The organism is Streptomyces sp. SDr-06 (assembly GCF_003324565.1).
Taxonomy (GTDB): Bacteria; Actinomycetota; Actinomycetes; order Streptomycetales; family Streptomycetaceae; genus Streptomyces.
In genome coordinates this window covers 57,372-81,980 of the sequence record NZ_QOLA01000007.1, presented here as the reverse complement: position 1 = coordinate 81,980, position 24,609 = coordinate 57,372, and the positions used below count along the sequence as shown (strand labels likewise).

Here is a 24,609-nt window from a genome sequence, read left to right as displayed (position 1 = left end):
GGGGATGGATACGGCCGGGAGTGACCGGTGCGTCGAGGGCACCCGCCCGGTCGGGGAGAGGTGAGTACCGTGCGCGTACTCCTGAAGGCCGTTCTCGACACCGAGAAGACCAACGACGTCATCCGCAACGGAACCATGCAGAAGACGATGCAGGCGGCGATGGAGGCCCTGCGTCCCGAGGCCGCCTACTTCACCGCCGAGGACGGGTGCCGCACGGCACTCATCTTCTTCGACCTGGCCGACCCGTCCCAGATCCCGAGGAACGCCGAGCCGTTCTTCATGGAGATGGGCGCCAAGGTGTCCTTCGTGCCGGTCATGAACGGGGAGGACCTGGAGAAGGGGCTCGCCGCCCTCGGCTGACGTTCGGGCGACCCGGCGGCCGGGCCACGGTCGTGGCCCGGCCCGGTGGTCTCAGAGACCGGCGTCGCAGCAGCCGTCGCGGCGCATCAGGCGGCCCACCTCCAGCCAGTTCTCGGCCTTCGCCGCGGCGTGCCGCTCGTGCGGCTCGAAGGCGTCCACCAGCTCGTCGGTCGTGTACGGCACGCCTCCCCTCAGCACCCCCGTGGTGCGCACCAGGGAGTCGAAGTCCGTGAACGGATCGCCGTCGACCAGGGTGAGATCGGCGAGCTTGCCGCGCTCGACCGTGCCGAGGTCCTTGTCGAGCCCGAACAGCCGGGCCGGCAGAACGGTCGCGGTGCGCAGCGCGGCGGCCGGGGACAGGCCGCCGCGGTGGAGGGCGCGCAGGCTCAGGTGGAGCGAGAGTCCCACGGGCACGAGGGGCTGGTCGGTGCCGAGCGCCACGAGCCCGCCCCCTTCCAGGACCCGGCGGTAGACGTCGGTCTCCGTGCGCAGGGTGGCCAGTTGGGCCGCGGTCGGCGCGACGCCCGACGCCTTCCGCACGGCCGCCGAGTCCCAGGGCGGCATGACGGTGGTGACCCGGGGGTCGTCGGCGAGCGCGGGGTCCGCGCCGAGCAGCGGCGCCGAGGTGAAGGGCGTCACGATGAGCGCGAAGTTGATCCCCCGCGCCGTGTAGATCTCGATGACGTCCTCATAGGCGTGCCCCGTCGCGCTGGTGGCGTGGCCGAACTCGGCGCGCTGCGTGGCGAGCAGATGGGTCGTCAGGTCCTGGCCCACTTCGACGCCCGGGGACAGGAGATGGCTGCCCGAGCGCACACCGAGCCGTTCGTGCGCGAACCGGGCCGCCTCCCGCATGATCCAACTCGGGGCCCGCACATAGGTCTTGACGAAGTCCCAGTCCAGGGCGGCGCCGCGCTCCAGGGACCGCTGGAGACCCGCCTCGGTGCGGTGGGCGCGGCCCATGCTGTAGGCGACCCGCGATCCGTCGAGCAGTTCCCCGGTGGTCAGCAGCCGGGGCCCGGCGAGCTGCCCGGTGGCGACGGCCTCGCGGATGCGCGCCTGCTCATAGGCGAACCCGCCGAGGGAGACGGCGGTGGTGATGCCGTACGTGAGCTGCCCGACGGTCTGGCGGCCGCCGTACGTGCTCTGCCAGGGGTGGGTGTGGGTGTCCCAGAGCCCGGGCACGACGGTGCGGTCCGAGGCGTCGACGCTGCGCAGCGCTCCGCGCTTGCGGTGGGGTTCTACGGCGGCGACGCGTCCGGCGCGCACCACGATGTCGACGTCGTCCCGCACCGTGTCGCCGGTGCCGTCCCAGAGCCGCCCGGCGTGCACCACGGTGTCGGCGGGCGCGGGCCTGCGCTGGTCGAGGGCGATCCGTACGGTGCGCGCGGCGCCGCCGTCGACGCCGATGAGCCGCAGCCGGGCGCCGGACAGGTAGAGCAGCGTCGTGGAGTCGCCGGACCAGGAGGGGTGGTCGGCGGGTTCGGTGGTGAGGGTGCGCGGCGGGCCCTGCGGGGTGCCGTCGGGGGCGACGGGCAGCAGGCACAGCGCGGATTCGACGACGACCGCCATCCAGCGGCCGTCGGGCGACCAGACGGGGCCGGAGTCGTAGCGGTCGGCGATGGAGGCGTGCGGGGCGACGGCGTGCAGCCGGTCCGCGCCGCTGGTGGTGTCGACGACCCGGATGACGTTGTAGCCCTCGCGGAAGCGCAGGTTGAGACGGTTGCGGTCGCACAGGGCCACATAGCGGCCGTCGGGCGACCAGGTCGGACGGCCGGGCAGTCCGCCCGCGCCGAGCGCGGTGAGAAGCACGCGTTCGGTCCCGCTCGCGAGGTCGCGCACGACGAGCCGGCCGGACATGTCGATCGCGGCGAGCCGCGTCCCGTCGGGTGAGAGCGCCGGGTGCACCCGGCCGCCGGTGGCCACGGCGCTCTCCTCCCCGGTGGCGAGATCGCGCCGGTAGACACCGAGCAGCCCGTCCCGGTCGTCGGCGTACAGGAGGGAGCGGCCGTCACGCGCCCAGACCGGTCCGAGCAGATAGCGGGTGGCGGCCGACTGGCGCAGGCGCTGCGGCGGCCGGGAGCCGGAGGTGTCGGCGAGCCAGAGCGAGTTGAGGGCCGCGAAGGCGATGCTCCGGCCGTCCGGCGACAGCGCGGGCAGATGGATGCCGCGCACCGGACGCACCCGCTCCTCCCCGAGGTCGTAGGACTTGACCTGGTAGCGCGGCCGGTCCACGGGCAGCACGCCCTCGAACGCGATGGTCTCCGGCCCGGCGGGCTCGTCGGGGCGCACGAGGGTGAACCGGCCGTCCAGGGTGAGGAGCAGCTCGCCGTGGGCCGTCCAGCGCGGGGGCATCGGGGCGATGTCCCCGGTGACCGGGACGGGTTTGCCGTCGACGACCAGGACGCAGGAGGCGTTGGGCGCGGCCGTGGTGCGCAGATAGGCCAGGCGGCGCCCGTCGGGCGCCAGGCAAGGCGTCATGACCTGTGCGTTCTCGGTCTCGGTGTGCTCGACGGTGACCGCGCCCGCCCCGTCGGCGGGCACGGCGGCGATGGTTCTGGCGTCCACGCCGAGCCCGAACGGCGTGGTGACGGCCTGGGCGCGGACGAACAGGATCCGCTTGCCGTCGGGCGACCAGGTGGGGTCGAAGTCCTCCCACGGGCCGTTCTGGAGCGGGCCCTCCTGTCCGGGGAGCCCGGTGAGGCGGGTCAACCGGCCGGTGCGCAGATCGAGTACGTGGATGCGGTAGGGGCTGCCCGCCACCGGGTCGCCCGCGCGCTCCGAGGCGAAGGCGACGCGGGTGCCGTCGGGCGACCACGCGGGGCCCCGGTCGTCCCACGGGCCGTCGGTGTGCTGGCGCACCTGCGAGCCGTCGGGCCGCATGGTCCAGATGTGGTAGTTGCCGCTCTTGTAGGCGCAGAACGCGATGAGTTCGCCGTCGGGCGCGTACACGGGCCGGGTGGGTTCGAGTCCGGCCGGGGTGAGGGGCTCGGCCCTGCCGCCGGCGCGGGGCACCGACCACAGGACGTCCTGCACCTCGGCGATCAGCCGGTCCCCGGCGGGCGAGAGGGTCGCCGCTCCGTTGGTGGACTGCGTGAAGTGGAGCGGGAGTCCGGTGCGCGGTGCGGCCAGGGCGGGCACGGGGCCGACGGCGGTGACGGCTCCGGCCGCGCCCGCGGCGGCGAGGAGTTGGCGGCGGGAGAGGGAGAAGGGGGTGGCGGTGTTGTCACGGTCCATGGCACAGCACGCTCGCGCACCGTGCGCCGCAGGGGCAACACCGCCATTCCCGCCACATGGGCACAACCTCCCGTGAACCCCCGCACGGAACACCGCCCTTGAGCCGCGGCTCAGCCGGTGCGCACCTCCAGGACCGTGACCGAGTACGGGGCGAACGTGGCGGTGAAGGTGGGTGCCACGCCGTTGACGGTGCCGGTGCGCGGTGCCACGGCGAGCGGGTCGGTGAGGGTGTTCGTGGCCTGGGTGCCGGGGCCCGCGAGCACGGTGACGACGGCGGACGGGGCGGTGCGGGCGACGCCGCGCAGGGTGACGGTGGTCCGCCGGGCGGTGCCTGTCGTGTTGACCACGGCGAGGTGGACGCGCCGGGTGCGCGGGTCGTGGGTGGTGACCACGTTGAGCCCCGGCAGGGCGCGCACGGCGGTCGGCAGCACGACATCGCCCCGGTGGGTGAGGAGCAGCTGCTGCGCGTAGTAGCTGGGCGAGTTGTAGCTCGTCAGCGCGTCGTAGGCGATGAGGTTGGTGGCCCAGGTGTTGTCCCGGACGTGGCTGAACAGCGGGGCATACGACTCCATGAGGACCTGGTCGGAGTTGCGGATGAGCCCGGCCAGCCAGGAGGCGTCGCCGAGCGCGGCGTTGAGGTCCGGGGTGGGCCGGCCCTCCTGGGCGGCCCATTCGCCGACGAAGACCTTCGGGCTGTCGCGGTCGCGCTGGTCGTACTTGTGGGAGCCCGCCTGGAAGGCGGCGGGCGACTGGTAGTAGTGCTCGTCGATCAGGTCGTAGGGGCGCGAGGACACCGGCGTCGTGGCGATCAGCCTGAGCGCGGGAAAGCGGGCCTTGATCGCGTCGTGGAAGGCGGCGTAGCGCTCCTCGTAGGAGCCGGACCGGTCGAATCCGTCCTCGTTGCCGATCTCGACGTACTTCAGCGGGAACGGCTTGGGGTGCCCGTCGGCCGCGCGCCGGGCGCCCCACGGGGAGGTGGCGGGTCCGGTGATGTACTCGATCTGGTCGAGGGCGTCCTGCACGAAGGGTTTCAGCGCGTCGCCGGTGACGTGGGCGCCCTGGAGGGAGTACCCGGCGTACACGCACAGCAGGGGCAGGCAGCCCAGGTCCTCGGTCATCTGGAGGTACTCGGGCAGGCCGAGGCCGTCCGTGGACCAGTAGCCCCAGGCGGAGTTGCGGTGGCCGGGGCGCTGTTCGACGGGGCCGATCGTCTTCTTCCAGTCGAAGCGGTCGGCGACGACGTTGCCTTCGAGGTAGTTGCCGCCGGGAAAGCGCAGGAACTTCGGTTGCAGGGCGGCGAGCTTCTCCATCAGGTCGACGCGCAGTCCGTTCGCCCGGCCCTTGTAGGTGGGCGGGAAGAGCGAGACCTGGCTCAGCCAGAGGGTGCCGGGCGTGGAGGCGGTCAGGGTGAGGCGCGCGTCGGCGGTGGTGGGCGCGCCGGGGGCCGTGCGCAGGGTGAGGGTGTACTTGCGCCAGGATCCGGTGAGGGGCCCGGCGGTGCCGGAGGCGTGGACGGTGCCGTCGCTGCCGGTGAGGGCGACGGTCAACGTGCCGGTGGAGTCGGCCGACTTGGCGTAGAGGCCGGCGCGGTACGCGGTGGACGGCCGCACCGGGATCCCCCAGAAGCCCTCGTTGGCGACGCCGTCGCCCGCCGCCTTCGCGGTCACGCGCAGGGACTGGGTGAGGGCATGGTTGAGCGGCTGTCCGGGGTCGACGGCCAGCACCGCGCCGCCGGTCGCGCTCCAGTGCAGCGGGGTCGCGGCGGCCATGAAGCTGCGGTTGTTGACGAGTTCGGCGTACAGGCCGCCCTCGCCGCTGTGGTTGATGTCCTCGAAGAAGATCCCGCCGAGTTCGGCGCTGAGCCGCGGGCCGGGGCGGGTGGTGTCGACGGTCAGGAGGGGCTCGGTGGAGCCGGCGGGGACGCCTGCCAGCGCCGCGGCGTCGGCCGCGGTCAGCGCGGTGTCGAAGACCTGGACGTCGTCGATGAGGCCGTGCGTCTGGTCGACGTGGGCTCCGCCGAACAGGCCCCGTCCGACGGCGGTGGCCCCGGTGGCGCGCCAGCCGCCGCTGTAGGGGACCTCGCCTTCCAGCACGCCGTTGACGTAGAGGCGCAGGACACCCGCGGCGGCGTCGTCGACGCCGAGCAGGTGGTACCAGGCGCCGGTCACGGGCGCGCAGGCCGCACCGGCGACGGCGGCCCCGCCGTTCGCGGAGGTCGCGTCCAGGGGCAGCCGGGTGAAGGCGAACACCCCGGTGTCGTCGCGGAGTTGGAGGTAGAAGCCGCTCACCGCGAGTCCGTCGACCGAGACGAAGGTCTGGTATCCGGCGACGGCGGTGAGCCGCACCCACGCGGCCACGCTGAAGCTCCCCGAGGTGTCCACCACGGCCCCCGCCGCCGACGCGCTGCCGCCCGCCGAGAGGTCGAGGGCGGCGGCGCCGGACTTCGCGGCGCCCCACCGCGCGCCCTCGGCCAGGGTCAGCGCGCGGCCGCGTCCGGAACTGTCGGCGGCGGTCGTGCCCGCCCCCTCGTCGAAGGCCCAGTGGGCGACGGGCAGGGGCAGCGCCGCCTCGGCGGCTCGCGCCGGAGCGGCCGTGAGGGCGGGGCCGACCGCACCGGCCAGCGGCAGCGCGCCGAGCGCCGATACGACCGCTCTGCGGCTGGGCCCGGGGGCCGGGGCGGGGGTGGGGTGTGTCATGCGGGTACTCCTCAACTCTCGCTGGGGGTTCGAGATTTCGGACGACGTTCTGCATTTCGACGCCGGGGAGCATTCCGCCTCCCCCGCCCCGCGTCAACACCTCCGCACCACCCCGAACCGGTTCCTGTCCGACCCATTGACACTCCCCGCCGCACGTCATTACCGTCACGCCAGAATTTCGAACGCATGACGAAATATCGAACGTCATGGACAGCAGCCCCGGGAGCAACTGCCTTGCGAATCACGGGAATCAGCACGCACGTCGTCGGGACGCCCTGGCGCAATCTCACCTACGTCCAGGTCCACACCGACGAGGGCCTGACCGGCGTCGGCGAGACCAGGATGCTCGGCCATACCGACGCCCTGATCGGCTATCTCCGCGAGGCGGAGGCCAACCACATCGCGGGATCCGACCCGTTCGCCGTCGAGGACCTGGTGCGCCGGATGAAGTACGGCGACTACGGGCGGGCCGGCGAGATCGTGATGTCGGGCATCGCCGTGGTCGAGATGGCCTGTTGGGACATCAAGGGCAAGGCCCTCGGCGTCCCGGTGTGGCAGCTGCTCGGCGGCAGGGTGACCGACCGGGTCAAGGCGTACGCGAACGGCTGGTACACCACCGAGCGCACCCCGGAGGCCTACCACAAAGCGGCCCAGGGGGTCGTCGAGCGCGGCTACCGGGCGCTGAAGATCGACCCGTTCGGCACCGGGCACTACGAGCTGGACCGTCAGCAGTCGCTGTACGCCGTCTCGTTGATCGAGGCGGTGCGGGACGCGATCGGCCCGGACACCGAGCTGATGCTGGAGATGCACGGCCGCTTCTCACCGGCCACCGCCGTGCGCCTGGCCCACGAGCTCGCGCCGTTCGACCCCGCGTGGCTGGAGGAGCCGGTGCCGCCGGAGAACCTCAAGGCGCTGGCGAAGGTCGCGGGCAAGGTCGACATCCCGCTCGCGACCGGCGAGCGCATCCACGACCGGATCGAGTTCCGCGAGCTCTTCGAGTCGCAGGCCGCCGACATCATCCAGCCGGACGTCGGCCACATCGGCGGCATCCTGGAGACCCGCAAGCTGGCCGCCACCGCCGAGACGCACTACACGCTGGTCGCACCGCACAACGTGGGCGGTTCGGTGCTCACCGCCGCCTCCCTCCAAGTGGCGGGCTGCACACCGAACTTCAAGATCCTGGAGCACTTCAACGACTTCGCGGACGCGGACATCAAGAAGGTCGTCAAGGGCGCCCCGCAGGTGGTCGACGGCTACTTCGAACTGCCGCAGACACCCGGCCTCGGCGTCGAGCTCGACGTGGACGCGGCAGCCGAATTCCCGCAGCAGCAGGCCCGGTTCGACCTGTGGGCCGAGGGCTGGGAGAAGCGCGACCCGTCCGGGGCGCGCGGATGAGCAGCCGCGCGATCGTCGTCGACGCCCCGGGCCGCCACCGCCTGGTCAACGGCGTGCGCCCCGAGCCGGGCCCGGGGGAGGTCGTGGTGCGGGTCGCCGCCGCCGGGATCTGCCTGAGCGACCGCGAGGTGTACGACGGCCGCCGCGCCCCCGGCTATGTCCGCTATCCGCTGATCCCGGGCCACGAGTGGGCCGGCACCGTCGAGGTCGCCGGGCCGGGCACCGACCCCGCGCTCGTCGGGCGCAGGACGGTCGCCGAGGGCTTCCGCATCTGCGGCACCTGCGACCGGTGCCGGTGCGGCGAGACCTCGCTGTGCACGGCCGCGTACGCCGAGACCGGGTTCACCCACCCCGGCGGCTTCGCCGACCATGTGGTGGTCCCGGCCCGGCTGTTGCACCTGCTGCCCGACGACGCGGACCTGCGGGCCGCCGCCCTCCTCGAACCGGCGGCCGTGGTGGCCGCCGCCGTACGGGCCGGCGCACCCGAGCCGGGCGAGCGGATCGCGGTCGTGGGCGGGGGCACCCTGGGCCTGCTCGCCGTGCAGTTCCTGGCGCGCCACTCCCCCGGCGAGCTGGCCGTGATCGACCCCCGCCTCGAACGGGCCGAACTGGCCCGCGCCATGGGGGCGACCGAGGCTCGACCCCCGGACCCCGACGACGGCATGCGCGGTCGCTACGACCTGGTGATCGAGACGGCGGGCGCGCCCTCGACCGCGGCCGACGCGGTCCTGCTCGCCCGGCGCGGCGGCCGGGCCGTCCTCACCGGAATGTTCGCGCCGGGCGCCACCGGCATCGACCCCGTACACCTCTCGGTGAGCCAGCTCACCGTGCGCAGTGTCTTCGGCGCCTCCTCGGCCGCGTGGTCCTTCGCCGTGCGGGCGTACGCCGCCGGGCTGATCGATCCGGCCGCGCTGATCACCCACGAGTTCCCGCTGGAGCGGTACGCCGACGCGCTCGCACTGGTCGGCGGCGACCCCAAGACCGGAAAGGTCCTGCTGCGCCCCTAGACACGGCCCCCCTCCCCTCTCCCATGGCCCCCCGTTCCAGGACTTCGTACCCCATGAGCCGAACCATGTTCGACATACCGAACATCGCGAAGGCCCGCTCACGCAAGGAATCCCGCCTGTGACCGACACATCAGACCCCTTCCGTACGCCCACGGGGCCCCGCCGCCCCGGTGAGCGGGCGCTCTCGGCGCTCGGCCTGGCCGCGCCCGCCGACAATCCCGCCGACTCCTCCCCGCACGCCTTCCCCGACGGCGGCACCTGGCGCACCGAGATCCCCTCGGTCGAAGGCCCCGAGGCGCTCGCCGTCGTCCTCAAGGAGTCCTCCCGGCTCGACGTGCCCGTGCACCGGGTCAGCCAGGGCAGCGGCGTCTGGATGCTCTCCGACGCGGAGATCACCGAGATGGCGGAGGCCTGCGCGGCCCGCGGCATCGAGCTCTGCCTGTTCACCGGGCCGCGCGGCACCTGGGACACGGGCGGCTCCACCCGTACCGCATCGGGCGGCGCGGGGCTGCGCGCCCGGGGCCACGACGCGCTCGCCGGGTGCGTCGAAGACGCCCTGCGGGCAACCGAGTTGGGGGTTCCGTGTCTGCTCGTCGCCGACGAGGGAGTGCTGTGGACCCTGCACCGGCTGCGTGAGCGGGGCCTGCTGCCCTCGGACACCACCCTCAAGGTCTCGGCGCTGATCGGCCCGGTCAACCCGGCCTCCGTCTCGGTGTACGAGCGGCTCGGCGCGGACTCCGTGAACGTGCCCTCCGACCTGACGGCCGCGCACTTCACCGAGATCCGCCGGGTGTCGGGCACCCCGCTCGACCTGTACATCGAGGCGCCGGACGACCTCGGCGGCTATGTGCGGATGTACGAGGCGGCCGAGCTGATCCGGCGCGCCGCCCCGCTGTACCTCAAGTTCGGCCTCTCCCGGGCGCCCGGCATCTACCCGTACGGCGCGCATCTGCGGGACGCCGCCCTCGACACCGCGCGCGAGCGCGTGCGCCGCGGCCGGCTCGCGCTCGACCTGCTCGCCCGGCACGGCGCCGACGGCGGCATGTCCCCGCTCGGCTCGCGCCTCCCCGGCCCCCTCAACCGCTTCTCCCTCAAGGACTGATGACCATGCGCCGCATCCGCACCACAGCTCTCGCCCTCGTCGCCGGCTCCCTCGCCCTCGCGCTCGCCGCCTGCGGCCAGAGCAGCGAGGGCGGCGGCAAGGAGACCAAGAAGGGCGGCAAGGGCTCCACCATCGGCATCGCCATGCCGACCAAGTCGTCCGAGCGGTGGATCAACGACGGCAACAACATGGTCAAGCAGTTCCAGGACCTCGGCTACAAGACCGAGCTCCAGTACGGCGAGGACAACGTCGACCAGCAGGTCGCCCAGGTCGAGAACATGATCACCAAGGGCGTGGACGTCCTGGTGATCGCCGCCATCGACGGCCGCGCCCTGAGCGACGTCCTCAAGCAGGCCGCCGACCAGCACATCAAGGTCATCGCCTACGACCGGCTCATCCTCGGCTCGCCCAACGTCGACTACTACGCCTCCTTCGACAACGAGAAGGTCGGCGTGCTCCAGGCCTCGTACATCGTCGACAAGCTCGGGCTCAAGGACGGCTCCAAGAAGGGGCCGTTCAACATCGAGCTGTTCGCCGGGTCGCCGGACGACAACAACACCCGCTACTTCTTCCAGGGCGCCCTCAAGACGCTCCAGCCCTACCTCGACAAGAAGCAGCTCGTGGTCCTCAGCGGACAGACCAACCTCAACCAGGTGACCACGCTGCGCTGGGACGGTGCGACCGCGCAGAAGCGCATGGACGACCTGCTGACCAAGGCCTACTCGTCGGCCCGCGTCGACGCCGTGCTCTCACCGTACGACGGCATCTCCATCGGCATCCTGTCCGCCCTGCGCTCCGGTGGCTACGGGACGCCCGCCAAGCCCTACCCCGTGGTGACGGGGCAGGACGCCGAGGTGGCATCGGTCAAGTCGATCATCGCGGGCAACCAGACGCAGACCGTCTACAAGGACACCCGGGCCCTCGCCAAGCAGGCCGTGCAGATGGCCGACGCCGTGCTGAACGGCAAGACCCCCCAGGTCAACGACACCAAGACCTACGACAACGAGAAGAAGGTCGTGCCGTCCTTCCTCCTCAACCCGGTCAGCGTCGACAAGACCAACTACCAGTCCGTCCTGGTGGACTCGGGCTACATCAAGGCGAGTGACCTGAAGTGAGCGCACCCGTCCAGACGGACTCCGCCGTCCTTGAGATGCGCTCCATCGTCAAGACGTTCCCGGGCGTACGGGCCCTGTCCGACGTGTCCCTCAGGGTCGCGCCGGGCGAGGTCCACGCGATCTGCGGGGAGAACGGCGCGGGCAAGTCGACCCTGATGAAGGTCCTCAGCGGCGTTCACCCGCACGGCAGTTACGAGGGCGACATCCTCTTCCAGGGGGAGCACTGCGCCTTCAAGGACATCCGGGCCAGCGAGGCACGCGGGATCGTCATCATCCACCAGGAACTCGCCCTGGTGCCCTACCTGTCGATCGCGGAGAACATCTTCCTCGGCAACGAGCACGCCACGCGCGGCATCATCAGCTGGCACGAGACGCTGCTGCACGCGGCCCGGCTCCTCAAGCGGGTCGGCCTGAGCGAGCACCCGGGGACCCGGGTCGCCGACATCGGCGTCGGCAAGCAGCAGCTGGTGGAGATCGCCAAGGCGCTGTCCAAGGAGGTGAAGCTGCTCATCCTCGACGAGCCGACGGCGGCGCTCAACGACGAGGACAGCGCCCATCTCCTGGACCTGATCCTGGAGTTGAAGCAGCAGGGCATCACCTCGATCGTGATCTCGCACAAGCTGAACGAGATCGCGGCGGTCGCCGACTCCGTCACCGTCATCCGCGACGGCCGCACCATCGAGACCCTCGACGTGCGGGACCCGGCGACGACCGAGGACCGGATCATCCGGGCCATGGTCGGCCGCGATCTCGACCACCGGTTCCCCGAACGCACCGCGTACGACGGCGACCCGGGCGCGCACCCCGCCCTGGAGGTGCGCGGCTGGACCGTGCACCACCCCATCGACCAGCAGCGCAAGGTCGTCGACGACGTGTCCGTGCAGGTGCGGCGGGGCGAGATCGTCGGCATCGCGGGCCTGATGGGCGCCGGCCGCACCGAACTCGCGATGAGCCTGTTCGGCCGCTCCTACGGGCGCAACATCAGCGGCTCGGTGTGGAAGGACGGCCGCGAGATCCGCACCAGGACCGTCCCGGAGGCGGTCGGCCACGGCATCGCCTACGTCACCGAGGACCGCAAGCAGTACGGCCTCAACCTCATCGACACCATCGCCCGCAACATCACCACGGCCGCGCTCGGCCGGGTGGCCCGGCGCGGGGTGGTCGACGAGCACGAGGAGCGCCGGGTCGCCGAGTCCTACCGCCGGTCCATGAACATCAAGGCGCCCACCGTGTTCGAACAGGTGGGGCGGCTGTCCGGCGGCAACCAGCAGAAGGTCGTACTCAGCAAGTGGATCTTCGCGGGTCCCGATGTGCTGATCCTCGACGAGCCGACCCGCGGCATCGACGTGGGTGCCAAGTACGAGATCTACACCGTCATCGACCAGCTCGCGGCCCAAGGCAAGGCCGTCGTCTTCATCTCGTCGGAGCTTCCCGAACTGCTCGGCATGTGCGACCGCATCTACACGATGGCGGCCGGCCGGCTCACCGGTGAGGTCGCGCGGGCCGAGGCGACGCAGGAAGTGCTGATGCGCCACATGACCACGAACAAGAGGTAGTCGCCATGGGTCCGGTCACCACCGACACCCCCCGGAGCGCCCCGTCGGCGCCCCGTTCCCCGCGTCCGGCACCCGCCGCGCTGCTGCTCGGCGCGGCGCGGCGCAACCTGCGCCAGTACGGCATGCTCGTCGCGCTCGGCCTGATCGTCGTGCTGTTCCAGATCTGGACCGGCGGGGTGCTGCTCAAGCCGAACAACGTCACCAATCTGGTGCTCCAGAACAGCTACATCCTGGTTCTCGCGATCGGCATGATGATCGTCATCATCGCGGGCCACATCGACCTGTCCGTCGGCTCGCTGGCGGCCTTCGTGTCGGCCGCGTGCGCCGTGATGATGGTCGAGCACCATGTGCCCTGGGTGCTCGCCCTGGCCATCGCGCTGGTCATCGGGGCGGTGGCGGGCGCCTGGCAGGGGTTCTGGATCGCGTACGTCGGCATACCGTCGTTCATCGTCACCCTGGCAGGGATGCTGCTGTTCCGCGGCGGTACCCAGATCCTGCTCGGCTCGCGCTCGCTCGGCCCGTTCCCCGACGGCTTCCAGAAGATCTCCACGGGCTATCTCCCGGCCGTCGGCCCGGACACCAACTACCACAACCTGACGGTTCTGTTGGGGCTCGTCCTGATAGCCGTCGTGCTGCTCCAGGAAGCACGCTCCCGGCGGCGCCAGCGGGCGTACGAACTCGACGTGCTGCCCCGGGGCCTGTTCATCGCGAAGTGCGTGGCGATGGTCGCGGCCGTCCTCGCCTTCACGATGACCCTGGCCAGCTACCGGGGCGTCCCGGTGGTCCTGCTCCTGCTCGCCGCGCTGCTCATCGGGCTCGGCTTCGTGATGCGCAACGCGGTCGTCGGCCGCCATGTGTACGCGCTCGGCGGCAACCAGGCGGCGGCGAAGCTGTCCGGTGTGAAGGACAAGCGGGTCACGTTCTGGGTCTTCGTCAACATGGGCGTGCTCGCGGCGCTGGCCGGCGTCGTCTTCGCCGCCCGCCTCAACGCGGGCACCCCCAACGCGGGCGTCAACTTCGAACTGGAGGCCATCGCGGCCTCCTTCATCGGAGGCGCCTCGATGAGCGGTGGCGTCGGCACGGTGTTCGGCGCCATCATCGGCGGTCTGGTGCTCGGCGTCCTCAACAACGGCATGTCCCTGGTGGGCATCGGCACGGACTACCAGCAGGTCATCAAGGGGTTCGTGCTGCTCGCCGCGGTCGGCTTCGACGTCTACAACAAGCGCAAGGTCGGTTCGTGAGTCCCTCCCCTGCCCCCTACGGTCATCCCCTCACCGAAGGAGTCGCTCCATGAACACCAGCAGACGTACGGTCCTGGCGGCGGGCGCCGCCGGCCTGGCCGCGACGACGGTGCTCGGCGCCGGCACCGCTCAGGCCGCGCCGCGCCGCTCCCCGTCCAAGAAGCACTTCGGCACCCTCGCCGACGGCACGGCGGTGGACGTGTGGACCGTCTCCAACGGCGGCACCCGGCTCCAGGTGCTGTCCTGGGGCGGTGTCGTCCACGCCCTCGACGTCCCGGACCGGCACGGCTGCTCGACCAACATCGCCCTCGGCTTCGACAACCTCGCCGACTACGTGGCGAAGAGCCCGTACTTCGGCGGCCTGATCGGAAGGTACGGCAACCGCATGGCCGCGGGGCGGTTCACGCTCGACGGCCACACCTACCAGCTTCCGCTCAACGACGGCGCCAACAGCCTGCACGGCGGAACCAAGGGCTTCGACAAGCAGATGTGGCGGGTGGAAGGGTTCACGCGCGGCTCGGACACCGGTCTCGTCCTGACCCGGGTCTCCCCCGACGGCGAGATGGGCTACCCCGGCACCCTGAAGGTCCGCGTCACCTACACCCTCACCGCGCGCGGCGCCTGGCGCATCGACTACGAGGCGACGACGGACCGGCCCACCGTCGTCAACCTGACCAGCCACACCTACTTCAACCTGTCGGGCGAGGGCAGTGGTTCCGTCTACGACCACACCCTGGAACTCGCCGCCGGCCGCTACACGCCCGTGGACGCCGGTCTCATCCCGACCGGCGAACTGGCGCGGGTGGCGGGCACACCGTTCGACTTCCGGCGCGCCAAGCCGATCGGCCGCGACATCCGCGAGGGCGACGAGCAGCTGGTCCGCGCCAAGGGCTTCGACCACAACTGGGTGCTCGACAAGGGGATTTCGGCGTCACCCGACTACGCCCTGACCCTGGCGGACCCGGCGTCGGGCCGCGTCATGCGGATGTACACGACCGAGCCGGGCCTGCAGTTCTACAGCGGCAACTTCCTCGACGGCACCCTCGTGGGCACCTCCGGCCACACCTACCGCCAGGGCGACGCCCTGTGCCTGGAGGCCCAGCACTTCCCGGACTCCCCCAACCACCCGTCGTTCCCCTCGACAGTGCTGCGCCCCGGCACGACGTACCGCACCTCCACGGTGCACGCGTTCTCGACCCGCTGAGGCACCAGCAGGCGTGCGCCCCCTGGAACCACCAGGGGGCGCAGGCGTGTTGACGCTCGGTCAGTCCCGGTAGGCGAAGCCGGGGAGCCCGCGTCCCGCGCCCGGCACGACGAGCAGGGAGCCCGCCAGCGGGTGCGGTGCCGCCTGACCCGCTCGGGCGCTCGTGATGTACAGGTCACCGAGGTCCGGGCCGCCGAAGGCGCAGGCGGTGGGCCGCCGCACGGGCAGCTCGACGACCTGGTCGAGCCTGCCGTCGGGCGCGTACCGCCGGACCGCGCCACCGTCCCACAGCGCCACCCAGACGCCCCCCTCCGCGTCCACGGTCAGCCCGTCGGGACAACCGGCACCGTCCTCGATCCGGACGAACGGCCGCCTGTCATGCGGGAGTCGGCCGTCGAAGTCGAAGACGTCGACGGTCCTGGTGGGGGTGTCGATGTAGTACATCAGCCGCCCGTCCGGGCTCCAGCCGATGCCATTGCTGACCGTCACGCCGTCGAGCACGGCGGTCGCCGTGCCGTCCGGCGCGAGGCGCGTCAGGGAGCCGCCGCCGGGCGCCTCGTCGTAGCGCATGGTCCCGGCCCACAGCGCCCCGTCGGGGGCGACGGCCGCGTCGTTGCCGCGCCGTCCGGCCACGGGCTCGCGCAGCAGCCAGCGGAAACCGCCCTCGGGACCGTACGCCCCGATGCCGTCGCGGAGGTTGACGACGAGGCCGCCCCGGGCCCGCGGCTTGGCCGCGCCGACGTGCTGTTCGGTGGCCAGGACGGTGCGGCGGCCGGTGCCCGGCGCGTAGGTGTGGATCCGCGAGGAGAGGATGTCGACCCAGATGAGCCGTCCGGCCACGGGGTCCCAGGTCGGCCCCTCGCCGAGCTCGGCCGCCTCCCGCACGGCGAGCTCGTACCTCATCGCACGCCCCGGTGGCCGAGCCGTACGGAGAGATCGCCCGCGCCCTTGCGGGCGAGTTCGGCGAGCTCGTCCTCGCGGTCGCCGTTCCACCTGATCATGGGTACGGAGATGGAGAGCGCGGCGACGACCCGCCCCGCGCCGTCCCTGACCGGCGCCGCCACACAGCTCACGTCCGGGTTGGACTCGCGGTGCTCGACGGCGATTCCCCGGGCGCGGATGTCGGCGAGGGCTGTACGCAGGGCGGCGGGGTCGGTGATGCTGTCGGGGGTCATGCCGACGAGGTCGCGCCCTTCGAGACGGGCGTCGAGCTCGGCCTCGGGCAGCGCGGCGAGCAGCATCTTGCCCACGGAGGTGCAGTGCGCGGGGAGCCTGCGGCCGGCCGCCGAGACCATGCGGACGGCGTGGGTGGAGTCGACCTTGGCGATGTAGATGACGTCGGCGTCCTCCAGGATCGCGACGTGCACGGTCTCGTCACAGGTCTCGGCGACCTCGCGGGCCACCTGCTGCCCCTCGGCCGCCAGATCCAGCTGCTCAGCGTAGCGGCTGCCGAGCTGGTAGGTGCGTACGCCCAGACGGTAGCGCCCGGGCTGTTCGGGCACCGGCGCCAGATAGGAGCGGGCGGCCAGGGTCGTGAGCAGCTCGTGGACGGTGGTGCGGGGCAGTTGGAGCCGGCGCGTGACGTCCGGCGCGGAGAGGCTGCCCTCGCTCTCCAGGAAGAGTTCGAGGACGTCCAGCGCCCTGGTCACCGCGGGAACCAGTCGGCCCATGGCTCGGCCACCCACCCTCCTTGTTCGAAACTCCGGCCAGCGACCGGAATGGCGAACACAGGCTAACCACAGGGGTGTTCGCCCGGCAATGGGCCCGCGACTACCGCCCGATCCGCACGGGCAGCCTCTTGAGGGCGTGCGACCTGAAGGAGGTGCGCCAGGCGAGCCGCTCCGCCGGGCAGCCCAGGGCCAGCCCGGGGAACCGGCGCACCAGTGTGCCCAGGGCGCTGTGCAGCTGCGTGCGGGCGAGCGCCGCGCCGAGGCAGTAGTGCATGCCCTGCCCGAGCGCGAGATGGGCGCTGTCCGCGCGGTGGATGTCGAAGCGGTCGGGTTCCGGGTAGCGCTCCGGGTCGCGATGGGCCGCGGCCAGGCAGAGCAGGACCGTGTCGCCCGCCGGGACGGGCACCCCGGCCAGCTCGACCGGCTCGGTGGGGAAGCGGCGGATGGCGCTCTGGTTGGGGTGCACGTAGCGCAGGAGTTCCTCGACGGCGCCCGGCATGAGCCCCGGGTCGGCACGCAGGGCGGCCAGCTGGTCGGGGTGGCGGAGCAGGGTGAGCGTTCCGCCGCTGATGACGTGCTGGGTGTTCTCGCTGCCGGCCATCAGGATGAGGAAGGCGAGCGAGACGAGTTCGTCCTCGCTGAGCCGGTCGCCCTCGTCGCGCGCGGCGATGAGCTCGGACAGCAGGTCGTCGCCGGGCTCGGCGCGGCGGGCGGCCACCAGGTCGAGCAGGAAGCGGTGGATGTGCCCGATCGCCGCGACCAGGTCCTGGGGGCCGGCCGGATCCATCATGGTGGTGACCCAGCCGGAGAAGGCATGCCGGTCGGGTTCGGGCACGGCGAGGATGTCTCCGATGAGCGCGACGGGCAGCGGCTGGGCGAACGCGGCGACCAGGTCCACGGTGCCGTCCGCCGTCAACTGCTTGGCCAGGGCGTCGGCCTGCCGTTCGCAGGCGTCCTCGATCCGCTGCCGCATGCCTTCGACGTAGCGCGGGGTGAAGGCCTTGGACACGAGCCGGCGCAGCCGCGGGTGGTCCTCGGGGTCGATGTTGAGGAGGTTGGCGTCCAGGGCGGGCGGCAGCGAGAACCCCTGGTAGCCGTTGCCCGCGCGGGCCTTGTTGACCGAGAGCCGGGGGTCGGTGAGCCCGGCGCGGACGTCCGCCTCGCGGAGCACCAGCCAGACGGCGGATCCGTCGGGCAGCCGGATGTGGTGGACGGGCCCTTCCTCGCGCAACCGCGCGTACGTCGCGTACGGGTCGTCGAAGTGGGCGGCGTCGAACGGCTGGGGAAGCGGCGGGTTCGCCTGAGGCTGGGTCACGAGGGGTCCTTGCGCGTTCCGGAGGGGCTACCGACCGATCCTCCCCCGCCCCCGGTCCGGGCCGTCAGGCAGGGGTGACCTCCACCGGAAGCCGCTTGATCCCGTTCACGAAGTTGGAGCGGACCCGGGGGACCTCGCCGGTCAGCCGGATGTCGGCCAGGCGGGGCAGGAGCTCCTCGAACATGATGCGGACCTCGGTGCGGGCCAGCAGGTTGCCCAGGCACAGGTGCGGGCTGCCCTTGCCGAAGGTGACGTGGTCGTTGGCGGTGCGGGTCACGTCGAAGGCGTACGGGTCGGCGAAGACCCGCTCGTCGCGGTTGCCGGAGGCGTACCACATGACGACCTTGTCGCCCTCCCTGATCCGCTTGCCGCCGAGTTCGACGTCACGGGTGGCCGTGCGGCGGAAGTGGTAGACGGGCGAGGCCCAGCGCAGGAACTCCTCCACGGCGCCCGGGAGGAGGGCCGGGTCGCGGCGCAGCCGGTCGAGCTGTTCGGGATGCTGGATCAGGGCCAGCATGGTGTGCGAGATGGCGTGCCGGGTCGTCTCGTTGCCCGCGACGACAAGCAGCAGGAAGTAGTTGTCGAAGTCCTGGGCGCTGAGCGGGATCCGGTCGCGCGGCACCTCGTTGACGAGCCGGGAGACCAGGTCGGTGCCCGGTCCGCCGCGGCGCCTTCGGGCGAGTTCGCGGCCGTAGGCGAAGACCTCCAGGGAGGCGGGCGAGCGGAACGGCAGGTCCCGGTAGCGCTCGCTCTCCGCGCTGTCGAGGAGGACGTCGGCGTAGTCGGGGTCGGTGTGGCCGATGATGCGGTTGCCCCAGTCGATGAGCCGCCGGTTGTCCTCGGGCGGGACGTCCAGGAGCCGGGCCAGGACATTGATGGGGAAGTCCGCGGAGACGTGCTCCACGAAGTCGAAGGCCGTCCTCTCCAGGGCCGCGTCCAGGGTCGTGGCGGTGAGGCCGCGCAGGAAGTCGGCGTATCCGCTGATCACCTGCTGCCCGAACTGCCGCTGGAGGAGGCCGCGCAGCGCACGGTGGCGCGCCCCGTCCGTCTCCAGGAGCGAGGCCCGCTTCTTGATCTGGTCGTCGTCGAGTTCTTCGAGGTTGACGAACCGGGCCGAGGTGAAGGTGTCGGCGTCGCGGTCGACGCGGACGATGTCCTCGTGGCGGGTCACCGCCCAGAAACCGGAGTTGGGGGCGCACTCCGGCTGCCAGTGGACGGGGTCCCGGTGGCGCAGGGTGTGGAACATGCGCCAGGGGGTGACGCCGTCGGTGAACCGGTCGAGGTCGGCCAGGTCGACCTCGTCGAGCGGCAGCGGGTCGTACGCGGCGGGGTGGGCCTCGGCCATCGGTGCTCCTTGAGCTGAGGTGCGGCGGGGCGCGGGCGGTCGGCGCGCCCCGGCGGGTCACAGGTGGTACGCGTACTCGGTGAACTCCCAGTCCGTGACGTGCTGTTGGAAGCGCTCGACCTCGTTCCGCTTGTACGCGAGGTAGGCCGCGGTGAAGTCCTCGCCGAGGATTCCCGCGAGCGCGGTGTCCGCTTCGAGGGCGTCGAGCGCGGTAGGCAGGCAGTCCGGGAGGAGTGCGGACCTGGCGGGGTCGTAGCCGTAGCCCTCCAGCGGCGGGGGCGGTTCCTCGGCGGCCTGGATGCCGAGCAGGGCCGCGGCGACGGTCGCGGCGATGAGCACATAGGGGTTGGCGCTCGCGTCGCCGAGCCGCAGTTCGAGCCGGGATCCGGCGCCGCGCTCGGGCGGGATGCGGACCATCGCGCTGCGGTTGTCCAGACCCCAGTCGATGAGCCAGGGCGCCACCGTGTCCGGCCCGAACCGCTTGTAGGAGTTGACCGTCGGATTGACCAGGGCGGCCAGCGCCGGGGCGTGGGCGAGCAGCCCCGCCACGGCGTGCCGGGCGGTGGCGGACAGGCCATGGGTGCCGGCGGGGTCGTCGAAGACGTTGCGGGAGCCCTCATCCTCACCGGACTCGTTCCCGGCTCCCCGCTCGCAGGACAGGTGGAGATGGAAACCGGAGCCGCCCGCGTCGTTGAAGGGCCTGGCCATGAACGTGGCGAGCCTGCCCTCCCTGCGGGCCAGCTCCTTGACGGCGGCCTTGAGCCGGAAGGCGCGGTCGGCGGCGCCCATCGCCCGTGAGTGCATCAGGTTGATCTCGAACTGCGCACCGTCGAATTCGTGGTTGCCGTGCGTGATCCCGATGTCGAGATCCCGCAGCAGCCGCAGGGTCCGCAGCAGGTGGTTGTCGGGGTCGGCGCGCAGCCCCGCCGTGTAGACGGCACCCCGGGCGGCGCTGTAGCGCCGCCAGCCGCCGGGCGCGCGGGGGTCCGGATCGCACAGGAAGTATTCGAGCTCGGGTCCCGCGACCGGAAACAGCCCGTGTTCCGCGCACCGCGCGAGCACCGCGCGCAGCAGGGCGCGCGGGGATTCGGGGGTGGGCGCGCCGGTCGCCGGGTCGGTGACGTCGCCCAGGCAGGAGGCGACGCCGGGCTCCCAGGGCAGCTCGACGAGGGTGTCGAGGTCCGGGCGTACGACGATGTCGGGGAGCCCCGCCTCCAGGCCGCCCGCGATCGGGACGACATCGCCCTGGGGACTGGTGTGGTAGACCGCGCGGCAGAACGAGAGGCCGTGGGCGCAGACCGCGGGCAGCTGGTCGACCAGCACGTCGCGGGCGCGGTCGGTGCCCATGAGGTCGGCGTAGGTCACCCGGACCACGTCGATTCCCTCGACGGACAGTCGCTCGGTGAACCGGGTTGCCTGGGACGGGACTTGAGCACTCACCGATGTCTCCTCGGGCTGAGCGCACGCTGTTGGTTTGACTTCAAACGGTATGGATGCCGGGCACCTCCCCGCAAGGGTGCGCACAGGAACTGCCGCTCCCCGCAAGGGCATTGACCGCCGTCCGGCACCTCTCTACATTGTTTGGTATCAAACGAGTTCGGTCACGCAGGGAGCCGGCCCATGAAGGTCGCCGTCGACATGGACAAGTGCCAGGACCACGGGCAGTGCGTCTTCGCCGCCCCGGACGTCTTCCGCCTCGACGACAACGGTCACCTCGCCTACCTCGCCGACCCCGGCGACGCCTTCCGCGCCGATGTCGAGGATGCCGCCGACGTCTGCCCGATGCAGGCCATCCGGATCGAGGCCTGAGCCCCGTGACCGCGCGCGTGGTCGTGGCCGGGGCGTCCCTGGGCGGCCTGCGCGCCGCCGAGCAGCTGCGCGCCGCGGGGTGGGCCGGACCGATCACGGTGGTCGGCGACGAGCCCCACATGCCCTACAACCGTCCCCCGCTCTCCAAACGCGTCCTCGCCGGAACCGCGCCGCTCGCCTCCCTCGCCCTCGTTCCCCGCGCGAACACCGCCGACATCGAGTGGCGCCTCGGCACCAGGGTGACCGGAGCCCGGCTGCGGGACCGCGTAGTCACCCTGGAGCGCGGCGAGGAGCTCGGCTTCGACGCCCTGGTCGTCGCGACCGGCCTGCGCTCGCGACGGATGCGCTGCCCCGGCCCGGCCGGGCCCGGCAGCGGCCGCCACACGCTGCGCACCCTCGCCGACGTGCGCCCCCTGCGGGACGCACTGACGCGGCCCGGCGCCCGGTTGGTGGTGGTCGGCGCCGGGTTCATCGGCTGCGAGGTGGCCGCGACCGCCGTCGGTCTCGGCGTCGCCGAGGTCACCGTCGTCGACGTCGAACCGCTGCCGATGCTGCGCCCGCTGGGCGAGCTCCTCGCTCGCGCGCTGCTCCGCCGCCACCAGGAGCGCGGAGTGCGCTTCGCGCTCGGTACGGGAGTCACGGCGTACGAGGGCAGGGACCGGGTGACCGGGGTCGCGCTCGGCGACGGCCGGACCCTCGCGGCCGATGTGGTCGTGGAGTGCGTCGGTTCCGTGGCCAACACCGAGTGGCTGGAGGGGAACGGGCTCGATCTGTCCGACGGCGTCCTGACCGACGACCGGTTGCGCGTGGGCGCCCTGCCGCACGTGGTGGCGGTCGGCGACCTCGCCCGCTTCCCCAACGCCCGGTACGACAACACACCACGGCGGGTCGAGCACTGGTCGATCCCGGGCGACACCGCCAAGCACGCGGCGAAGACCCTCGCCGCCCACCTCGCCTCACAGGCAGGGGAGTCGACGCCGTTCGCTCCCCTCCCGTCCTTCTGGAGCGACCAGTACGACTTCCGGCTCCAGTCGTTCGGCTCGCCCGAGCTCGGACGCGACGACGTGCGCCTGCTCGACGGCCGGGCGGACGGCGATGTCCTGGTCGGCTACCACCGGGAGGGCCGCCTCGTGGGTGTGGTGGGGCTCGGCGGCCCGGGCGCCACCGCTGCCGCCGCCCGCCACCGGCGCCGCCTGCTCGGCGAGCCCGCCCTCAGTCCAGAGGGAGCCGCCCCGTGAGCGGCGTCCGCGGCTACTTCCATCCCAAGACGGCGACCGGCGCCTCCTCGATCGTCCCCGCTCCCCCGTGGCTGTACTCGGGCGATGTCCTCACCGTCGAGTACCGCACGGACCCGGAGCGCGTACGCGAACTCCTGCCACGGCCCCTGGAGTTGGCTCCCGAGGACCCGGGCGCGGTGGCCCTCGTCTGGGCGGACTGGCAGTCGTGCTCGGCCTCGAAGCGCGAGCTGCTCGACCCGGTGCGCGCCCAGTACAAGGAGGCGTTCGCGGTGGTGCGCTGTTCGTACCGGGGGCGGATCTACTCGCGCTGCGCGCACATCTGGGTCGACAAGGACTTCGCGGTCGCCCGCGGGCTCCACCAGGGCTACCCCAAGAAGCTCGGCTCGATCCACCAGACCCGGCCGCACCCGTTCGGACCTGCGCCCCGGATCGAGGCCGGGGCCCGCTTCGGAGCCACCCTGGCGGCGGCCGACCGCAGGCTCGCCCAGGTGCTGGTGACCCTGCGCGAGCCGTCGCCGACAGCCGGGTTCGTGAACGGGCACCCGATGGCCCACCACCGCTGGCTGCCGTCCATCGAGAAGGGCAAGGGGCTCGCCCTCGACGAGCTGATCGAGTCCGGTTCCGCGTCCTTCGAGGCCGGGCAGGCGTGGCGGGGCGACGCCGAGCTCGAACTCTTCGAGTCCCCGACCGAGGAGCTGGCCCGCCTCGCGGTGCGCGAGCCGATCGCGGCGTACTACCGACAGGTCGGGGTGGTGTGGGACGGCGGCACACTCCTCGAATCCAACACCTCAGGAGCCGAGTAACTCCCCATCGCTCGCACTCAGTTGGAGGCCGGAGATGCGTGAGCACATGACCGCCGTCGCCGGAGTCGCCGTCGACACGCGGCACTGGATCGGCGGAGCCCGCGTGGGCTCCTCCGGCGTCTTCACCGACGTGTCACCGATCGACGGCCGTGCGCTCGCGGGGGTCGCGCGCGGCTCCTCCTTCGAGGCCGGCGCGGCGGTGGCCGCCGCGAAGGCCGCCTTCCCCCGCTGGGCCGCGACGCCCCCGGCCGAGCGGGCCCGCCTCCTGCGCGCCATCGCCGACGGCGTGCAGAAGCGGTCGGAGGACCTGGCCCAGGTCGAGACCCTCGACAACGGCGCGCTGCTGCGCTCCCACCGGCGCGGGGTGATGCCGAGGGTGGCGCACAACTTCCGCTTCTTCGCCGACCGGCTGCTCACCCTGGACCACCACGACTTCACGACGCGACGGGCCGGTGCAGCCTCGGGCCCCGGCCACCGCAACCACGTCTCCTGGGACCCGGCGGGGCCGTGCGTGCTGATCACGCCGTGGAACGCGCCGCTGATGCTGGCCACCTGGAAGGTCGCACCGGCGCTGGCCGCCGGGAACACGGTGGTCCTCAAACCCGCCGAGTGGGCACCGCTGACCGCCTCGCTGCTCGCCGACATCGCCGCCGACGCGGGGCTCCCGCCCGGTGTCCTCAACGTCGTCCAGGGGTACGGCGCCGAAGCCGGCGCGGCGCTGGTGGCCCACCCGGACGTGCGCCGCGTCAGCTTCACCGGCTCGGTGCCCACCGCCCGCCGCATCGCGGCGTCGGCGGCCGCGAACCTCACCCCCCTGAGTCTCGAACTGGGCGGGAAATCACCCCTGTTGGTGTTCGCGGACGCCGATCTGGACCGCGCGGTCGACCTGGCCGTGGAGCAGTACGACAACGCCGGGCAGGTGTGTCTGGCCGCCACCCGGCTGCTCGTCGAGGAGTCGGTCGCGCCCGAGTTCACCGCGCGCCTCGTGGCGCGGGCGGCGGGGCTGCGCCAGGGCGACCCGCGCCACGAGGCGACCGACGTCGGCCCGCTGATCCATCCCGTCCAGCTGGAGAAGGTCGACGGGTTCGTGCGCCGGGCCGTCGAGGGCACCGGGGCGCGGGCCCTGCTCGGCGGCGCCCCGAACGCCGAGCTCGGCGGCACCTACTACCGCCCCACGCTGCTGACGGGGGTGGCCCAGGACAGCGAGATCGTCCAGGAGGAGGTGTTCGGCCCGGTCCTCACGCTCCAGACCTTCGCGGACGAGGGCGAGGCGCTGGCCCTCGCCAACGGCACCCGCTTCGGGCTGGCCGCCTGCGTCGTGACCTCGGACGCCGAGCGGGCCCGGCGGGTGGGCGCCGCTCTCGTGGCGGGCACGGTCTGGGTGAACTGCTTCTTCGTGCGCGACCTGCGGGCCCCCTTCGGCGGCTCGCGCGCCTCGGGCGTCGGCCGCGAGGGCGGCACATGGAGCTTCGACTTCTTCTGCGACGTCAAGAACACCGTTACGGCACCGGAGGGTTGA

General features: G+C 72.3%; 19 protein-coding genes. 12 read left to right on the top strand and 7 right to left on the bottom strand.

The window, feature by feature from the left end; genetic code table 11:
• Window positions 1-69: 69 nt before the first annotated feature.
• A complete protein-coding gene (locus DT019_RS17035) occupies window positions 70-360 on the top strand; it encodes a hypothetical protein (RefSeq protein ID WP_114037676.1) in 291 nt (96 codons plus the stop codon).
• A 51-nt stretch (window positions 361-411) separates the two neighbouring features.
• On the opposite strand, the gene DT019_RS17030 is transcribed toward DT019_RS17035, so the two are convergent.
• Window positions 412-3,594: an amidohydrolase family protein gene (locus tag DT019_RS17030; protein WP_114037675.1), complete on the bottom strand. Its 3,183-nt coding sequence runs from the start codon at window positions 3,592-3,594 to the stop codon at window positions 412-414.
• 110 nt (window positions 3,595-3,704) lie between these two features.
• Window positions 3,705-6,290 (bottom strand): alpha-L-arabinofuranosidase C-terminal domain-containing protein, encoded by a 2,586-nt coding sequence (locus DT019_RS17025; protein ID WP_114037674.1) that lies wholly within the window; start codon window positions 6,288-6,290, stop codon window positions 3,705-3,707.
• A gap of 234 nt (window positions 6,291-6,524) precedes the next feature.
• On the opposite strand from DT019_RS17025, the gene DT019_RS17020 reads away from it, so the two are divergent.
• The 7 genes from DT019_RS17020 (at window position 6,525) to DT019_RS16990 (ending at window position 14,910) form a co-directional block, all read left to right on the top strand.
• Complete coding sequence (locus DT019_RS17020; RefSeq protein WP_114037673.1) at window positions 6,525-7,685, top strand: mandelate racemase/muconate lactonizing enzyme family protein; 1,161 nt, start codon at window positions 6,525-6,527, stop codon at window positions 7,683-7,685.
• The gene (locus tag DT019_RS17015) at window positions 7,682-8,692 is read left to right on the top strand and encodes a zinc-dependent alcohol dehydrogenase (protein ID WP_114037672.1); all 1,011 of its coding nucleotides are present in this window, start codon (window positions 7,682-7,684) and stop codon (window positions 8,690-8,692) included. Before DT019_RS17020 ends, DT019_RS17015 begins: the two co-directional genes overlap by 4 nt.
• A gap of 118 nt (window positions 8,693-8,810) precedes the next feature.
• The gene (locus DT019_RS17010) at window positions 8,811-9,794 is read left to right on the top strand and encodes a hypothetical protein (RefSeq protein WP_114037671.1); all 984 of its coding nucleotides are present in this window, start codon (window positions 8,811-8,813) and stop codon (window positions 9,792-9,794) included.
• Window positions 9,794-10,909, top strand: coding sequence for a multiple monosaccharide ABC transporter substrate-binding protein (chvE, locus tag DT019_RS17005; protein WP_114037670.1), 1,116 nt, complete (start codon window positions 9,794-9,796; stop codon window positions 10,907-10,909). Before DT019_RS17010 ends, chvE begins: the two co-directional genes overlap by 1 nt.
• A gap of 35 nt (window positions 10,910-10,944) precedes the next feature.
• Entirely contained in the window at window positions 10,945-12,465 is a 1,521-nt protein-coding gene (gene mmsA, locus DT019_RS17000; RefSeq protein WP_114037879.1) for a multiple monosaccharide ABC transporter ATP-binding protein, read from the top strand.
• A gap of 5 nt (window positions 12,466-12,470) precedes the next feature.
• Entirely contained in the window at window positions 12,471-13,706 is a 1,236-nt protein-coding gene (gene mmsB, locus DT019_RS16995) for a multiple monosaccharide ABC transporter permease (protein WP_114037669.1), read from the top strand.
• A gap of 49 nt (window positions 13,707-13,755) precedes the next feature.
• A complete protein-coding gene (locus tag DT019_RS16990) occupies window positions 13,756-14,910 on the top strand; it encodes an aldose epimerase family protein (RefSeq protein WP_114037668.1) in 1,155 nt (384 codons plus the stop codon).
• A 60-nt stretch (window positions 14,911-14,970) separates the two neighbouring features.
• Here DT019_RS16990 and DT019_RS16985 read toward each other — a convergent pair whose 3' ends face one another.
• The 5 genes from DT019_RS16985 to DT019_RS16965 form a co-directional block, all read right to left on the bottom strand.
• Entirely contained in the window at window positions 14,971-15,813 is an 843-nt protein-coding gene (locus DT019_RS16985; protein WP_114037667.1) for an SMP-30/gluconolactonase/LRE family protein, read from the bottom strand.
• The gene (locus DT019_RS16980) at window positions 15,810-16,580 is read right to left on the bottom strand and encodes an IclR family transcriptional regulator (RefSeq protein ID WP_114037666.1); all 771 of its coding nucleotides are present in this window, start codon (window positions 16,578-16,580) and stop codon (window positions 15,810-15,812) included. Before DT019_RS16980 ends, DT019_RS16985 begins: the two co-directional genes overlap by 4 nt.
• A 100-nt stretch (window positions 16,581-16,680) precedes the next feature.
• Window positions 16,681-17,895, bottom strand: coding sequence for a cytochrome P450 family protein (locus tag DT019_RS16975; RefSeq protein ID WP_114037665.1), 1,215 nt, complete (start codon window positions 17,893-17,895; stop codon window positions 16,681-16,683).
• Window positions 17,896-17,959: 64 nt separating this feature from the next.
• Entirely contained in the window at window positions 17,960-19,240 is a 1,281-nt protein-coding gene (locus DT019_RS16970; RefSeq protein ID WP_114037664.1) for a cytochrome P450, read from the bottom strand.
• Window positions 19,241-19,297: 57 nt separating this feature from the next.
• On the bottom strand, window positions 19,298-20,587 hold the full coding sequence (locus DT019_RS16965; protein WP_114037878.1) for a glutamine synthetase family protein: 1,290 nt from the start codon (window positions 20,585-20,587) through the stop codon (window positions 19,298-19,300).
• Between the two features lie 273 nt (window positions 20,588-20,860).
• Between DT019_RS16965 and DT019_RS16960 the strand changes: the two genes are divergently transcribed.
• The 4 genes from DT019_RS16960 to DT019_RS16945 are packed head-to-tail and all read left to right on the top strand — an operon-like array spanning window position 20,861 to window position 24,609.
• On the top strand, window positions 20,861-21,049 hold the full coding sequence (locus tag DT019_RS16960) for a ferredoxin (RefSeq protein WP_114037663.1): 189 nt from the start codon (window positions 20,861-20,863) through the stop codon (window positions 21,047-21,049).
• 5 nt (window positions 21,050-21,054) lie between these two features.
• Window positions 21,055-22,287, top strand: a complete 1,233-nt coding sequence (locus tag DT019_RS16955) for an NAD(P)/FAD-dependent oxidoreductase (RefSeq protein WP_189389667.1) — start codon at window positions 21,055-21,057, stop codon at window positions 22,285-22,287.
• On the top strand, window positions 22,284-23,090 hold the full coding sequence (locus tag DT019_RS16950; protein ID WP_114037662.1) for an acetoacetate decarboxylase family protein: 807 nt from the start codon (window positions 22,284-22,286) through the stop codon (window positions 23,088-23,090). The genes DT019_RS16955 and DT019_RS16950 overlap by 4 nt, the downstream gene beginning before the upstream one ends.
• Window positions 23,091-23,124: 34 nt before the next feature.
• On the top strand, window positions 23,125-24,609 hold the full coding sequence (locus tag DT019_RS16945; protein ID WP_114037661.1) for an aldehyde dehydrogenase: 1,485 nt from the start codon (window positions 23,125-23,127) through the stop codon (window positions 24,607-24,609).

Excerpts from the sequence above, each read along its gene's own strand:
- DT019_RS17030 (WP_114037675.1), bottom strand. The coding sequence starts at position 3,594 with ATGGACCGTGACAACACCGCCACCCCCTTCTCCCTCTCCCGCCGCCAA.
- DT019_RS17025 (WP_114037674.1), bottom strand. The coding sequence starts at position 6,290 with ATGACACACCCCACCCCCGCCCCGGCCCCCGGGCCCAGCCGCAGAGCG.
- DT019_RS17015 (WP_114037672.1), top strand. The coding sequence starts at position 7,682 with ATGAGCAGCCGCGCGATCGTCGTCGACGCCCCGGGCCGCCACCGCCTG.
- chvE (WP_114037670.1), top strand. The coding sequence starts at position 9,794 with ATGACCATGCGCCGCATCCGCACCACAGCTCTCGCCCTCGTCGCCGGC.
- mmsA (WP_114037879.1), top strand. The coding sequence starts at position 10,945 with ATGCGCTCCATCGTCAAGACGTTCCCGGGCGTACGGGCCCTGTCCGAC.
- mmsB (WP_114037669.1), top strand. The coding sequence starts at position 12,471 with ATGGGTCCGGTCACCACCGACACCCCCCGGAGCGCCCCGTCGGCGCCC.
- DT019_RS16990 (WP_114037668.1), top strand. The coding sequence starts at position 13,756 with ATGAACACCAGCAGACGTACGGTCCTGGCGGCGGGCGCCGCCGGCCTG.
- DT019_RS16985 (WP_114037667.1), bottom strand. The coding sequence starts at position 15,813 with ATGAGGTACGAGCTCGCCGTGCGGGAGGCGGCCGAGCTCGGCGAGGGG.
- DT019_RS16980 (WP_114037666.1), bottom strand. The coding sequence starts at position 16,580 with ATGGGCCGACTGGTTCCCGCGGTGACCAGGGCGCTGGACGTCCTCGAA.
- DT019_RS16970 (WP_114037664.1), bottom strand. The coding sequence starts at position 19,240 with ATGGCCGAGGCCCACCCCGCCGCGTACGACCCGCTGCCGCTCGACGAG.
- DT019_RS16965 (WP_114037878.1), bottom strand. The coding sequence starts at position 20,587 with ATGGGCACCGACCGCGCCCGCGACGTGCTGGTCGACCAGCTGCCCGCG.
- DT019_RS16960 (WP_114037663.1), top strand. The coding sequence starts at position 20,861 with ATGAAGGTCGCCGTCGACATGGACAAGTGCCAGGACCACGGGCAGTGC.
- DT019_RS16945 (WP_114037661.1), top strand. The coding sequence starts at position 23,125 with ATGCGTGAGCACATGACCGCCGTCGCCGGAGTCGCCGTCGACACGCGG.